13 protein-coding genes are annotated in these 14,683 nt (G+C 54.1%); 5 read left to right on the forward strand and 8 right to left on the reverse strand.

Annotated features, from left to right (window positions below; all coding sequences use genetic code 11):
- A partial coding sequence (locus tag OU26_RS10365; protein WP_033499067.1) for a hypothetical protein occupies nucleotides 1–194 on the forward strand: 194 nt, incomplete at its 5' end.
- A 351-nt stretch (nucleotides 195–545) separates the two neighbouring features.
- Here OU26_RS10365 and OU26_RS08295 read toward each other — a convergent pair.
- From OU26_RS08295 to OU26_RS08305, 3 genes are all read right to left on the reverse strand, one after another.
- Nucleotides 546–1,913 carry a tyrosine-type recombinase/integrase gene (locus tag OU26_RS08295; RefSeq protein WP_160257610.1) on the reverse strand — a complete coding sequence of 456 codons (1,368 nt, stop codon included), beginning with the start codon at nucleotides 1,911–1,913 and terminating at the stop codon, nucleotides 546–548.
- 429 nt (nucleotides 1,914–2,342) lie between these two features.
- Entirely contained in the window at nucleotides 2,343–2,696 is a 354-nt protein-coding gene (locus OU26_RS08300) for a type II toxin-antitoxin system PemK/MazF family toxin (RefSeq protein WP_033499068.1), read from the reverse strand.
- 26 nt (nucleotides 2,697–2,722) lie between these two features.
- Nucleotides 2,723–2,983: an AbrB/MazE/SpoVT family DNA-binding domain-containing protein gene (locus tag OU26_RS08305; RefSeq protein ID WP_026647153.1), complete on the reverse strand. Its 261-nt coding sequence runs from the start codon at nucleotides 2,981–2,983 to the stop codon at nucleotides 2,723–2,725.
- A 329-nt stretch (nucleotides 2,984–3,312) separates the two neighbouring features.
- On the opposite strand from OU26_RS08305, the gene OU26_RS08310 reads away from it, so the two are divergent.
- Complete coding sequence (locus OU26_RS08310) at nucleotides 3,313–3,825, forward strand: hypothetical protein (protein WP_026647152.1); 513 nt, start codon at nucleotides 3,313–3,315, stop codon at nucleotides 3,823–3,825.
- Between the two features lie 96 nt (nucleotides 3,826–3,921).
- Here the strand turns inward: OU26_RS08310 and OU26_RS08315 are convergent, their stop codons facing one another.
- From OU26_RS08315 to OU26_RS08325, 3 genes are all read right to left on the reverse strand, one after another.
- A complete protein-coding gene (locus OU26_RS08315; RefSeq protein ID WP_026647151.1) occupies nucleotides 3,922–4,809 on the reverse strand; it encodes a conjugal transfer protein in 888 nt (295 codons plus the stop codon).
- Between the two features lie 153 nt (nucleotides 4,810–4,962).
- Nucleotides 4,963–6,615, reverse strand: a complete 1,653-nt coding sequence (locus OU26_RS08320) for a sialate O-acetylesterase (RefSeq protein WP_033499069.1) — start codon at nucleotides 6,613–6,615, stop codon at nucleotides 4,963–4,965.
- 204 nt (nucleotides 6,616–6,819) lie between these two features.
- Nucleotides 6,820–7,446, reverse strand: coding sequence for a hypothetical protein (locus tag OU26_RS08325; RefSeq protein ID WP_051593007.1), 627 nt, complete (start codon nucleotides 7,444–7,446; stop codon nucleotides 6,820–6,822).
- 311 nt (nucleotides 7,447–7,757) lie between these two features.
- Here OU26_RS08325 and OU26_RS08330 point away from each other — a divergent pair, with 311 nt between their 5' ends.
- Entirely contained in the window at nucleotides 7,758–9,344 is a 1,587-nt protein-coding gene (locus OU26_RS08330; RefSeq protein WP_081815686.1) for a glycoside hydrolase family 25 protein, read from the forward strand.
- 177 nt (nucleotides 9,345–9,521) lie between these two features.
- The gene (locus OU26_RS08335) at nucleotides 9,522–10,682 is read left to right on the forward strand and encodes an acyltransferase family protein (protein WP_160257611.1); all 1,161 of its coding nucleotides are present in this window, start codon (nucleotides 9,522–9,524) and stop codon (nucleotides 10,680–10,682) included.
- A 105-nt stretch (nucleotides 10,683–10,787) separates the two neighbouring features.
- Here the strand turns inward: OU26_RS08335 and OU26_RS08340 are convergent, their stop codons facing one another.
- Both OU26_RS08340 and OU26_RS08345 read right to left on the reverse strand, forming a co-directional pair.
- On the reverse strand, nucleotides 10,788–11,735 hold the full coding sequence (locus OU26_RS08340) for a glycosyltransferase family 2 protein (RefSeq protein ID WP_026647148.1): 948 nt from the start codon (nucleotides 11,733–11,735) through the stop codon (nucleotides 10,788–10,790).
- 54 nt (nucleotides 11,736–11,789) lie between these two features.
- Nucleotides 11,790–13,379 (reverse strand): sialate O-acetylesterase, encoded by a 1,590-nt coding sequence (locus tag OU26_RS08345; protein WP_051593005.1) that lies wholly within the window; start codon nucleotides 13,377–13,379, stop codon nucleotides 11,790–11,792.
- 148 nt (nucleotides 13,380–13,527) lie between these two features.
- On the opposite strand from OU26_RS08345, the gene OU26_RS08350 reads away from it, so the two are divergent.
- On the forward strand, nucleotides 13,528–14,676 hold the full coding sequence (locus OU26_RS08350; RefSeq protein WP_081815685.1) for an acyltransferase: 1,149 nt from the start codon (nucleotides 13,528–13,530) through the stop codon (nucleotides 14,674–14,676).
- Nucleotides 14,677–14,683: the final 7 nt, after the last annotated feature.

Below are 14,683 nucleotides of genomic sequence, written 5' to 3' on the forward strand. Positions count from 1 at the left end.
AAAACGGCACACCAGCGCTTGACAAAACACATCCGAACGTCCACGAAGCCGCGCCCCGCCGGATGCCGGAGCCGCGCCCGGTATTCGGCGCACTCCTTGCGCCAGTCCGCACCGGCTTCCTGCGCGTTGCAGCGCACAAGATGAAGGAGAAGCTCCTCGTTCTTCAGGATTCGGCGGATTCCGTCGGCGGTTAGTCCCAGGTAGGCGGCAAGGCAGACATAAGTCGTAAGCCATTTTCCCATGGCAGGTCTCGCAATCCGAGCCACTGCGCGTTCCACGGTGGAACGTCGTGCGCTCGGTGTCCTACCGATCAGTTCATGCAAAACTGGTAATCGAAAGCCTCCGCTTCGGACTGGTTTTCAATCAATTTCGACGTTTCTCGGCACTTTCAGCGACGACTATTGAAGGGAAGCAAATGTGCAAATTTTGTGAAGAGCAGGGTTTGGGAACTGACCCACTATCTGAGAACCGGGAATGCTCGTTTAAACATGAAAAAGCCCCGTACGGCATCACGCCATACGGGGCCGATTGTCTTTTTCCGTCTGCTATTTTTTGGTTCCGTACCTTTCCGTAACGAGCTGCATCAGCTCGTTGTTTTTCTTATTGGCTTCCTCAAGTTGGCTGCGCAGTGATTCAAGCTCGCTTGCGGCTCCGGCGCTGTTGTCGCTTCCGGTCTCATGGACAGTATTCGCAGCGCTCATTTCCTTGGTCAGCTGCCTCAACCGGTCTTGGGAGCTGTGCATGTAGTGGGCGGCCATCGAGGAGGTGGACCAGCCGCCGCGCGCTTGCAGGTCGGCGATGGTGGCATCGGTGTTCTGCGCGAAGTAGGTGTTGCCGCTGTGCCTCAGGCCATGCAGCACCACGTCCTCGCAGCCGGCCTTCCTGCGCGCCTTGATGAACGCCTTCTCGACCTCCGAATGATGGACGTAGTTGCCGGTGGCGGTGTGGAACAGCTTGCCGTCATCGCCGGGGTCGGCGTATTCGTCGATGTGCTTCCTGATCTCGGCCACGAGGCCGTCCGGAATGGGTATCGAGCGTACGCCGGCCTCGGTTTTGGGATCGCCGTCGACGAAACCGTATTCCTTGGAATAGGTCACGGCGTGCGTGATGCGGACCACCTTGCCGTCAAGGTCTATGTCCCTGCGCCGCAGGGCGAGGATCTCGCCTATACGCAGCGACAGCCAGAATCCCAGAAGCACCACCAGCCGGTATTTGCCCGGCATGTTGTCGGCGATCTCCCGCACCTTCTCCGGCCCTATGACCGCGCGTTCCCTGCCCTTGTGGGCGGAGCCGCCCTTGATCTGGCAGGGATTGAAGTCCAGTATCGCGTTGGGCGCGGTGCAGGCGGACTGCATGATCTGCCTGAGCAGACCGTAGGCGTTGCCACGGGTGCTCAGACGCGGCCTCTCCTTGGTCGACGGCCTGCCGTCCACCTTGCGCGGCCTGCCCATCTCCTCGTACCAGCGCTCGACGTCCTCCACGGTGATGTCACGCATGGCCTTGTCCCCGAACGCGGGATACAGCACGCTGTCCAACCGCTGCCGGTACGTGCGCACGGTGGAGGGACGGATCTCCCCACGGGCGATCTTGCCGCCGAACCAGCGTTCGGCATAGTCGCGGAAGGACTCCGAACGCCGCTCCTCGGCCTTCCTCGCGGAAGCCGAATCCTCATACTCATCGCGGGGGTCGACCCAGATGCCGCCGTCGATGCGGTTCCTCTGCTGGGCGAGCCATCCCTCGGCGGCCTGCCTGCTGCTGAACGCGAAGGGCGCACGGATGCGCTTGCGCCTTCCGTCATCGCCCTTCCTGTCGGGTCTGGGATCGGGATATTCGGCGTAATAGGAGGTGCCGCCACGCACCTTCTTCACCCTGATCTTGCCCCAGCTCCTGCGCGATCCACTCGTTCCACTCATCGCCCGCCACCTTTCATGAAATTCCGGACGGCCGTCCGTTCTCCGGCTCCCGCCGTTGTCGACAACAGCATATCGCGGTTCCCTCCTAGTACCCTCCGTTGGGTACGTTCCGGCAGGAAAACTACGCAGCATCCGCTTTTGCACAATGCCCGGAACCGTTGGAATCACACTGTTTTCCCCGGCGTGTCGCCGTTTCTCTCGATTTATCGAGAATCCGGTACTATGTAATTCGAATCTCGTATTCTCCGCCAGCAGGGTTTTCGAAGAAATTCGAAAGCCCTTTTTTCATGCCTAAAAATGATTTCTTTCTCAGCGATTCTGGACAATGCTGTATCCATCCGCTTGGAATCCGCGGATACCTGGCCGGTGGCCGGGGAGTGGTTCAGTCCGGTCTGGCCGGGTTTTTCTCTGGCTGTGGTTTGATGGACGTCAGCCATAGTCGGGAATGACCATCATGTTCGGCTGGATGAAGCAAGCGATGATCATGCCTGTTATTTTGTCGAGGTCAGTGTCGGCGAGACGTCCGATTTTTTCCGGATTGCGCGCGGATAAGTCCAGTGCACGGATCTGTTCGATTTGAACGAGCCCGTCGACGCATCCTCCTTCGATATGGTCGCTGGGGGCCGGCTTGAAGGGCAGGTGAAGTTCGAAATCACCGCGTCCGTGGGAGATGGCCGCGCAGATGGTCAGGGAGCAGTTCTTGTTGAAATCGTCGTTGCTGACTACCAGAACCGGCCGCCGCTTGATCTGCTCATGTCCCTTCGAGAGGTCGAGGTCTGCCATAACTATGTCGCCGTATCGCCAATTTGTCACAGCAGTTCGTCTCCCTTGGGTGCGCCGAACGGGTCTTCTTCCGCTTGATATTCCGTGGTACGGTTCTTGAACACGTTCGACAGCCGTGGTACTTGGATAACGCGTACGGCATCATGGATGGGCTTGAGCATGATGCCTCCATCTTGAACACTTGCATCAATTTGGCATCCGTCCGTCATGCCCACCTGCTCGCGCAGGTCCTTGGGGATGCGCACTCCTTGCGCGTTGCCCCATTTGCTGAGTGTAAGGGTCGTCATATTCCCCTCCTTATGTTTATACAAGTATAAACATTATTTGTGATTGAAGTCAACGTGGCTCACACGACTTCCAGCAAAAACGTTAATCGATTTGCTCAATTCTCGATTGGGATATTTTGGAATATTTCCGATGCCTGACCGACCGGCATATGGAATTTTGGTATGGGGATATGGTCTTGTGACTAGTATCAGTTGCGCCCCGTGGCTGTTCCTGCCATACTCCCATCGGTGGGAGAGTTGCGCATATTGTCGGGTTAGGCGTGTTCTCGCTTTGAAGGTGCGCTACGCTCGAAGCCGTGACGTTAAGAGCGAGAAAAGGAAGCGCGACGATGGGTGATTCGATGGCCCCTGGAATCCAGCAGGATGATTCGCGTGACACGGTCACCCGCGATTCTTTGGCCACGCTTGCCCGACGCCGTAGCACATCGCAGGAAAACGGTCGGATGGAAACGGCTTGCAAGGAGGGAAATTCCACGGAGCGGCCGGCGATAGGCAGTGCTGCCGATGATCGCGTCATCCATGAATCCCGCCAATCCCATGAATCGCCCGAATATTCCGAATCGTCCGAAAACGACGATTCGACGCAGATTCTGCCACCGAGCTTCATTCCGACCGCAACCGGCCGCATCCGCCCAGTGGCGGGCGCTTTCCCCGCCATACAATCCACCACGCAGGAGAAGCATGCGCGGTTCAGACGATCCATTCGCTCGTTGTCCGCAGGATCGCTGTGTAGAAAAAATGGCGATGCGGAAAATGCGGACAATGTCGGCAAAACGATGACAGGGGACGGGCATATGCCGGCGCCTCGAATCGCTAGCAGCGCCCCGCATTACGTGGACTGAAGCATTCGAACTGAAGCATTGCCTACGAAAAAGCGGCCTTGGAAATACAAGGCCGCTTTCTCGGTGTAATGAGCTTTTAACTAGCTTCGGTTTCGCTCACTTTTCGCTGGTTTCACGCTTGTACTGCGCGAACATCCTCACAGCGTAGGCAAGGCCGGCGAACAGCAGAATCGCGGCGCAGGCAAGGGAAATGCCGATGCCGGTCTGCGCGAGCTGTCCATATTCCGACTTGGTCAGCGCGCCCGTGGATGCGGCGGTCTGGCTGCCGGAAGCGCCGGTCGCCGAAGAAGTGCCAGAGGAAGAGCTGTTGCCGCTCGTCGTGCCATTGTCGGCAATCGTCTGCACGGTGCCGTTGGAGCCGGAGGCGGTATTGAAGGAGCCGGAGGTGGAACCAGTAGCGGCGGAACCGTTCTGCTGACCCGCCTTCGCGTTTGCCTCCCTCAACGCTTCGATGAACGACTGATGCCACTGATGGCTGCTGGCCACGAACGCGTCATGCTGCGTCTTGAGCTCGTCGTGGGTTTCCTTCGCATCGGCGTGCAGCTGATTCAGATGCGCCTGGTTGTCCTGAATATCCTGATGCAGGGTGTCGTGACGCTCCTGGGCGCGCTTGGCTGCCGCGTCGAGCGCGTTCTTCACATCCTCGCGGTCCTGCACGTAATTCTTCCAAGCCTGCTCGTTGTAATGGCGGATCGCGTCGGCATCCTCATGCGCGTTCTGATGCAGCTGCTTGACATGCTCCTTGGTGGTGTCGATGTCCGACTTGATCTGCTGATTCGTCTGGTGCACGTGGTCGATGGCGCTGCATGCCTTGTCGTTGCCGCAGATGCCCATATTGTCATCGATGCGCTCGCTGATGGTGGTCCCGGACGCCAGTCCGTCCGTGGACGGTGCGATTTCATCGGCCGAAGCTATGGACGGCAATGCGATCATTCCGATGGTCAGGATTCCCGTTGCCGCTACCGCTGCGATGCTTTTCCTCATGACGATTCCTCTCTTTTGCTCGCGTACGTCGCGTTCCGTACATGTCATATTCCGTACGTCATAGTAGGAGGGCTCGGCGCGCGAATAAACCGGTGGGAGGAAGCGGTTTGTCTAGTTTTCGCGATTAGTCAAGGGGAAGAGGCTGTCTGGCCGTCATTCGACGATGGCGATGAACGGGCTTGCCGGAAGATTGAGACTGTTATACAGCATGCTTGCGCACTTCGGATTGCCGCTGAACAAGTAACGCACCTGGGTCATGTCGTTGAGGCTGCTGAGGCCTGTTCCGCTGGCTGCGGAGAGCCTCACCTGATCACCTTTGATGGTGGCGGTGACGGGCATCCATTGTCCGGAATGGTCGGCGACCTCGAATCCCTGCAAAGCCAAGGTGGTGGAAGTAGCGATATTGCTGATGCCATCAAGCGGGGTCGCCCCGGGTTTCTTTGCATAATCAGGCACTTTCGCGCCCGCGCTCTTCGTGTAGTTCGGCCGCATCGCCTTCAACCCATTTGCCGTCCCCTCTTCGAAGGACAGTGTGATCGAACCATCCGAGGCATGCTGCGCGCTTTCGAAAAGCGGTCCGTTGGGCACGGCGGCGCTGTTTTTCGAACCATTCTCCATCGCAAGATACTGTGCTGCCATGCGCGCTCCCAGAATATCCTTGCCGAGCGGATGGATCGATACGGACGTGCCTTTATCCGTATCCAGCGAAACCGTCATTGCGATATTCGACGCGTTCCGCAGATTCGCGCTGCTGAGCGCGGTCCGTTGTGCCTCGCGTACATTCTGTGTGTACTGGTATCCCGGCCAACGCGCGAGCTGCACGTACAGGAACGGCAGATCGCTGCGCCCAAACACGGAACGATACTGGTTGATGAGCGTGGTCATCTGCGATTCGTATTGCATGGCCGTGGCGTAATTCGCGGCGTCGTCGCAACCCTGATACCACAGCACGCCCGCCACATGGAGCCCCTGCAAAGGCGCGATATGGTTCGCGTAAATGTCGCCTCCGCGCAGATGCCTTCGGATGGGGGTGCCGCCCCACGCGGTCTGGATGATGCCGATCGGCACGTTCGGATGCTTCGCCCGCAACTGCATGGCGAACTGCTGGGCCAGATAGCTCAAATGCTGGGAACTCTCGGCATCAGCATCCAGCCATTTTCCGGCCTGCCTACTGACATCGCGCAATGGAAAATCGGAACCCTCCGCAGTGTCGTCCGCCTCCACGAACTTCACGTTCGCGTCGGTCACCGGTTTCGGCAGGTCGCTCTCCGTGATTAAACCGCCGTAGAAGCTGGGCGCGTCGCTTCTTCCGAAATACTGCGCATGATTCAGCTCCATATTCGACTGGCCGGCTGCGACGAACACGTCACCCACATACACGTTCGTGAGCTCGGCCACCGTTTTACCGGCATAGCGCAATCGCAGCGAATACGGCTTGAGACTTGCCTTCTGCGCCTTCAAAGTACAGGTGAACGATCCTTTTTTGCCGATTTGCGCTGTGGCGCTCGCGGACTTCCTGCCTTGAGAGAGCGTCGCGGACAGTTTCGACGCTTTGACCGGTTTGCCGTCCTGCTTGGATATGACGGTACCTTTGACCACAAGCGGCTGATTGCGCTGGAATACCATGTTCTCCATGTAGTAGGAGGGGAGAGTGACGGAAACGGCGTCTGCGGCGTCCGCTCCGGCGGCGGATGGCGATTGGCCGTTCTCCGATTCGTGGAGCACCGATCCGTCACCCCACTTGGGTCCGCAGCCGATGATGGCTGCGACGATCACCGCCACGGTCACGGCGACGGCGAGTGCCACGTGAAACAGTCGTTTTGCGTTCAATATTCCAGCTCCTCGGTCAGGTGTTCGTTCAAGACATTCGTTTCGGATATGGAACTATGCACAGAAGAGCCTACACTGACGGGAAGCTTTGCCGATTGTCATGACCGTTGTTCAAACGGTTCGACGCACGCGGATGAAAGATTATGTTCGACCGAACGTCGTTTCAAGACGCCGTTTCGATCATTCTTCTTCGCTGGCTTGTTCCTCATCCTGCTTGGCGCCGTATTGCTTCAGTGCCTGCTTGAATTTCTTGGCCTGCTTGTCGTATGCCACGCGCGCGGTCTTCGCCTTTTTTGCGGTTGCGGACGGATCGACCTTGCAGTCGAAGGAGGCCGGTGACTTGACGTCCTCCTTGTATACCGCGCTGAGCTTTTCCAGATTGTAGGAGGAATCCATGCTGGAGAACGCGTCCACGACCTTGCCTTTCAGCTGGAAGGCGTTGGAATAGGAGGCGTTCAATGCGGCGACGGTGTCTCTGCAGGCGTTGATCTCGTTCATCTCGCGCATTTTCTGCGAGGTCCGGACGCTCATGACGCCGAAGACGGCGACGCAAACCACCACTATTGCGACGAACGTGGCGATGGAATATGTGAGGACGTGCTTCGTGTGTTTGTTGACGCGTTCGACGCCGTCTTGGATGCCTTGCTCCACGGCGTCGCGGAACGGATCGCTGTTTTTGTTGCGGGTGACAGATGGGGGATTGGCGGCTGCCGGATTGCCGGTTTTCGTTTGGCTGCCGGTTGTCTGGCCGTCGATTGTCTGACGGGAGGGCTTGTCCTCGTTCGAATGACTGCCGTGCCGTGCCATACACCCCTCCAGAAATCGTATTGCCGTTTTCCGTATCATTCATTGGCGACGGGTTGACGGGCAATCATATGTCTTCCGAATCATTTGTCTTCCAATGACAATACATGGCATATGGTACTCGTCGCGTCCCCCGATTCCTTGCGTCTCATGTTGCGAGGTGTCGGAATCCGATCGATGGGGAATCCTGGTTCGGGCCGGTGCACGGCATTTCCGGGGATGGTGGGGCTTGCGGGTATACTCACGCCTATGTGTGCGGTTCCGTGCCAAAATGCGCCAAAGCATGTGACATGGACTCATAAGAGAGGCTGACGATGATATCGCCGAAAAAATTGTTGAGGATTTCCACTGCTGTTTCTGCGGTCGCGTTGACGCTGTTCGTTGCCGCGGCTCCGGCTTACGCGATGCAGGATATCGCGATTGATGATTCGTCGCGTTCCTTCGCCACTGCTGTGGAGGGTGCGCAGGGTGCCGGCGACAGTATGCCGGACAATCCGAATGCGGCATTGCCGGATACGGTGAGTGAACGGATTCCGGACGATTCCACCGTGGTATCGGAAAAGCTTGCGGTCACTCCCGAAGGCGAGGTGCGGGATATCGAAACCGGCAAGGCCGTGACGGATGAGACATTTGTCGGCACCCAGGATCAGCAGCCCGACCCGTTGGCCAAGACGGATGGCGAATCGTTCATTCCGGTGAGTGCATCGGATGTGAAAGATGCCGTGGAACAATCTGTGAAACAATCCGTGGAGCAATCGTCCTCAAAAAACGGAGCCACCGTGAAGCTTGCCAAATTCGATGGCAACGATTACGGCGCGCATTGGGGAACCTACAACAACACGAAGGCTTTCTTCGACTATAAGAACAACCTGTTCGCCCAGCAGGCCAAAGGCGTGATCGACGTCTCTTCATGGCAGGGAGACATCGACTGGGCCAAGGCCAAAGCCGACGGCGTGGAAGGCGCGATCATCCGTCTTGGCTTTGGATGGGGCAATGACGCCGATGCCAAAGCGCAACGCAACATCAGCGAATGCAAGCGGTTGGGCATTCCGTTCGGCATCTACTGGTACTCGTATGCGGAGGATGCGGACGGCGCGAAACATGAAGGCAGCGATGTTGTATCCAAGCTCCGTCAGTTTGGCGTGAGCCCCAATGATCTGAAGTATCCCGTGTACTACGACCTTGAGAAGTGGACATGGACCGGGCACACGCCACCGACCGATCCGAACGTGTATAACGGCATAGTCAACGCTTGGTATGGCGCGTTGCAGTCAGGCGGTTACCAGAATCTCGGCGTGTACTCCTACACGAGCTACCTGCAGGGGCCGTTGAACAATGCGAACATCTATGCGAAGACACGTTGGGTGGCGCAATACGGTCCACGGATGGAATTCACTGCATTCGGCACTAACGATCGTGGTTGGCAATATACCGAAAGCGGTCATATCAACGGTATCAGTGGCTCCGTGGATATGAGTGCCTTTGGGGTTAAGGAGCTCTCTCAGAATGTTCCTATTTATCGCATGTATAACCGAAATAGCGGATTGCACCACTACACGGCAAATTATGACGAAGCTCTTGACTTGTCATTGAAAGGTTGGCTTGCTGAGGGAATATCGTTTTTCGCGGCTAGAGAGGGGAATCCTGTCTATCGGGTTTACAACCCTCATGATGGCAATCATCACTATACAAAAGATAGTGAGGAAAAGAACTATCTCGTATCTCTTGGATGGCGAGATGAAGGAATTGGATGGTTTGTTCCGGATAAGGGGAAGGCGAATGTCTATCGACTGTATAACCCCTATTCTGGAGACCATGTCTTTACGGAGGGTCTCGAAGAATACAATTCGGCTGGTTCTGTAGGATGGCATAAAGAGGGTATCGCGTGGCAGAGCAATTGATTTCTCCTGGCGGTTCTTTTCGAGGGTAAGCGGGAGCGTACTTTTTATTTCTTGCTTGCGGAGAATGAGGCCTTGGACGTTTCAAGTGCCTTCATTGTCAACGGTGCTAATGTGCGTTTTACGGTGTAAATGGAATGAATGCCCAGAGGCGGGTGGAGTGATTTCGCGGGGTCGAAAATGGAAAATACGGTCAAGAACAGAAAGCAGCCGAGAAAATCTGGTCTTGAGCTACTGCGTATTGTCGCGGTTGTGCTGATTGTCGCGCATCATCTGGTTTGCCATTCCGGTTACCCCCTTTTTGATGAGCCACTTTCGGTGCGCAGGCTGTTCTACCAGATGTGCTTTATGCCGTTTGGCAAAGTTGGCATTACTTTGTTCTTGTTGATCTCCTTGTGGTTCCTTGTTGATAGAGAACAAACGATCAAGGGAGCATGTCGGAGAATATGGCTTCTTGAACGAGAGCTCCTGTTTTGGGGATTTGTTGGCCTGGCAGTACAGTATTTCGATGCCCCTGAATCCGTTACTGCCGATTCCTGGCTTGATGCATTATTCCCAATTTCAAGGGACGTATGGTGGTATGCGACGAGCTACGCGATTCTGCTGCTGCTTCTGCCTTTTCTGCTTGATGGGCTACGTGGTATAGGCAAATCCAATCATGGTAAATGCTGCATTGCCATGATTGGATTATGGGGCATAATGAATCTTGTTCCAGGTGCCTATCTTGATATGTATATCAATGTGATAGGTTTTGTCTATGTGGCCGTGCTACTGATGTACTACAAATGGTATGTCAAACCGATTAGCACCAGATGCGCTGTGTGGATGGTAGTCATCGGTACGGCAGTCATTGTTGGATGGAATGTGCTTATTTCCGTAATCTGGAAAGTATGCCATGCCGACCCCGGACAGATAACGATTTATATCAACCCCGCCCAGAAAGAATGGTCACTGCCGATTCTTTCCGTTTCATTTGGCTTATTTACAATATTCAGCCGGATGACATTCTCAAGCCGTTTTATTAATCGTTGCGCAAAATCTGCATTTGCCGTGTACCTGATTACTGAGCAGCATTATATTCGCGATGAAATGCTATGGCACCGGATAGTGCTAGGCAATTTCTACCATTCTAGATATTCTCTACTTATTGCATTGGCAGCGGTTATCGTTATTGTCGTTGTAACGACGATGCTGGATTTTGTGAGGCAGTTTTTATTCTGGTGCACTATTGATCGGCATAAAGGACGTCTTTTTGAACGTGTGTGGCATCATGCGCGGAATGTATATGAGTTATTCGTTTCAAAGTGCACCAATTTTGTTGTACCTGTAGATGGAGAATGATTAGACGTGTGCTCGTGCCTGACGAGAACGTTCCTCATTGTCGGTACGGCTTCAGTGTTGACAATTTTCGGTAAGCGCTGAAGCAGACATGCTGAAGTGTAGTGATTATTTGGCGTTACGTTTCAGCATGGCGAACTGGTTGGCATCGATGATGAACGCCTTGCGGTCGTTTTTAGCCATGACGTCGAGAATGATTCCCGCCACAAACAGCAGCAATCCGGCGATGACAAGCATGACCGCGCCGATGAGCGTGGGAAATCGCGCAACCATACCGGTATGCCAGAAGTCCACGGTCACGCTGCCGCATAGCACGATGCCGATGATGCCGAGGACGGCTCCGAGCCCTCCAAAGAACGGCAGCGGCTTGTATTCGCGGATCATGCGGAAGATGGTGCTCATCACCTTGATGCCGTCACCCACGGTGTCAAGTTTGCTGACGGAGCCTTCCGGGCGGTCACGATATTGAATCGGCATCTCGAACAGGCGTAGATTGTTGTTTAACGAATGGATGGTCATTTCGGTTTCGACTTCGAACCCGTGTGACAGTACCGGATAGGTTTTGACGAATGTGAACGAGAAGGCACGGTATCCGGTCATGATGTCGGTGACATTCGCATGGAACAGGCCGTTGATGGAACCGCACACCAGGCGGTTGCCGAAGTTGTGGAATGGACGCTTGTTCTCCTGGAAGTAGGTGGAACTCAGACGGTCTCCGATCACCATATCGTAGCCTTCGAGGACCTTGTCCACCATGGCAGGGGCTGCGTCCGCGGGGTAGGTGTCGTCGCCGTCGGCCATGACGTACACGTCGGCGTCGATGTCCTCGAACATGGCGCGGATCACGTTGCCCTTGCCCTGACGTGGCTCCTTGCGGACGATGGCGCCTTCGCTGGTGGCGATTTCCGCCGTGTGGTCGGTGGAGTTGTTGTCGTACACGTAGATGTCGGCATTGGACAGCGCGGCTTTGAAATCGCGCACCACCTTGCCGATGGTGACTTCCTCGTTGTAGCAGGGAAGAAGCACGGCGACGGAAACGTTCGAATTATCAGGCATGAATCCCACTATATCCTTTGCACTGGCCGATATAGCATGATGGTATGAGACCGATTATTGATTCACATTGAGGGTGAACGGACTCAAAGGCAAGTTTGAGCCGTTGTATACGATGCTTAAACAGCTGGGATTGCTTTGCCATAGATATTGGATTTGAGATACGCGTTTCACCTCGTCGGAGTGGATGCGGAGTGTACTGCCAGTTATAGTTGCGGTGGCATTGTGCATGGCTCCGTCTCCATCGGCGACTTGGAATCCTGATAGCGGAGTATTGGTGGCATTTGCGATATTGTCGATTGTTGCGCTGGTCGTGTAATTCGGCCGCTTCGCTTGCAGTTTGACGGCTGTGCCTTCTTGGAAAGTGATAATGGCCGTTGACTTGTCGTTTGTATCAAGATGTGCTTCTTTGGGCAACGGTCCGGATGGCACTGCCTTGTGTTCATTCATGGCGATCCATTGGTTAGCCATGCGTTGGGCGACGATTTCCTTGCCGAGTGGATGGATCGCCTTCGGCGTGCCTTTATCCGTATCGATGGAGACGGTCATGCCAAGATTCTTGTGCGACGCAACGACGGGATTGCTGAGTATGCCCAATTGAGCATTGCGCACGATGGTGTCGTAGATGTAGCCGTAACCGTCGTATCTGGCTAGTTGCACATAAAGGAACGGCAATGTCGCATCGTTGAATAGATTTCGGTAATCGTTTACAAGTGTGGCGAAGGAAATATCATACCGTAATGCCAGATCCATGGAGGCGGAATCATCTTCGCCCTGATACCACAGAGCGCCGGCTACAGCAAGTCCTTGTAACGGTGCGATACAGCTTTTGTAAATGTCTCCACCTTTTATATGGCGGGATATCGCTGTCCCTCCCCAAGCGGCTTGAATGAAGCCGATAGGTATATTCGGATATTGTTTGCGAAGCTGTTGTGCAAAATATTGAGGAATATAGCCAAGATAATTGACGTCATCTCCTGTGGCGGAAAGCCAGGATTTCTCAAAATCTCTCAGCGGATAATCCTTTGTGTTGAGGACCTTGTTCGGTGAAAGAAAATGGACATATTTGTCATTGATGCTGCGTGGAATATCGTTGCGTGTGTAGTGCAATGAGGTGCTTGTCTTGAAAAGCGAATCGCTTTTGAAATAGTCGTTGTAGTTTATTTCCATATTCGACTGCCCAGAAGCGATGAACAAATTGCCGACGTATACATCATTCACGGTTTTTACCATGGTGCCAGCCACCATAAATTTCATGGTGTATTGGGTGAGTGATCCTTTGATTTTAGGCAGCTGAACCGAGAACGTTCCGGCTTTGGAGATTCTTGATGAAGCGTTATATTGGTTTTTGCCTCCGCGTAAGGTGACTGAAACGGTTTTCCCTGACATGGATTTTGCTGTTGAACCGTTCAGGGTGGTGATTTTGTTCTGCTGCAAAACCATGCCGTCCATCACATAGCTTGGCAAAGTCAACTTGCTCCCGTTTTGATTTGTTTCCTTGTCTTCCGCAGCGCTGGCTGACGCACAACTGAATAGCAGAATAAATGCAAGTAGAATCGCGAAAGGGTTCCTGAGCGCTCGGACAAATGAGCCGGTGCGGATCCGTTCTGCAACGCAGATATGACTGTTCCTGAATCTATTTGCCATGCTTGATCTTTCGATACGTCAATGGGAATTCATTGCTTTCATAGCCTAGGGACGAGCACGGACGCCGGTTCGCAGTCCTCCGTCAAGAAGGGACGTCATTATTTGTTATGCTGAAGTGCGTATGTCAGGAAGAAGGGAACGCCAGTCGATGACAGCGGAACAGTTGGACGCGGAACAGGGCTTTGCGAATGAATGGAAAAGAGGTAAAGCAAAAGCACATTTTGTGTTTGTTGATGTATTGAACATCATTTCCTGTTTTGCGGTGGTCTGCTTGCACACATCTTTGGGTGTGTTCTCGCCTCAGAGAACCCGGTTATGGGCATTTCAGGAGCTGATGCAGGCGGTGTTCATTTTTGCGGTGCCGATTTTCTTCATGGTCAGCGGTATGAATTTACTGGATTATCGGAAGAAATATTCGACGAAAGTGTTTTTTAAAAAACGTTTCGTGCGGGTGGGGCGAGCGCTGATTCTGGGAAGCATCGCATGCTATCTGTTGTTTGGTCTGCTTCCCGGTCTATTTTACGGAGCGCAGTCGATCGCCGATAGCTTCGGCTTTGTCGATTTCTGCAAGCGATTCCTTACCAACTCTATTATTGATATTTACTGGTTCCTGTACTCCATCATTTATCTGTATCTGTTGACTCCGCTGCTTTCGAAAATCGTCCATGACCGTCGTCTCATGGAATATGCCATCGCATTGACGTTGTTCTGTTCGATTCTCATTCCAGCGGTTAAGGCCATTGGAGTCAATGAAAAATATTTCAGTCCATTGCTGAGCTGGCCGCTGTTCTCGTCCAGCGCCTTGTTGTATTTCTTGCTCGGATATTATCTGGAGAATTATGGCTTGCCGGTGCGATGGAAAGCTCCGGCTTGGGCAGGTTCATTCGTCGGGTCTGCGGCATTGATGTTCCTTGGAGGACTGTGCTGGAATGGCTTTTTCCAAGAAACGATGAGAACGGAGTACTATAACTATCTTGTCGGCACCGCTTCTCCGCTTTGTGTGACATCGGCAGTGTCGCTATTTATGCTTTGCAAAACGCTGGAGCCGTTTTTCCAGCGCGGTTCCGACAAGATGAAGCTCATGATCCGTAAAGTATCCAGCGTCTCGCTGGGTGTGTATATGTTCCATCTGCTGCTTGTGAACCTTACTTTGGGCGGGCCAATCGGAGGGTTTATTACATTGGGACAAACTCATCCGTTCATCAAGGCCATTGTGGTCTATGCGCTTACCGGTATCGCGGTATACATCGGCAAGTGGATTATTGCAAAAATAAAGCAGATTGCGTCATCGAGATGACAGGTGA

Source organism: Bifidobacterium ruminantium DSM 6489 (assembly GCF_000770925.1).
Lineage (GTDB): Bacteria > Actinomycetota > Actinomycetes > Actinomycetales > Bifidobacteriaceae > Bifidobacterium > Bifidobacterium ruminantium.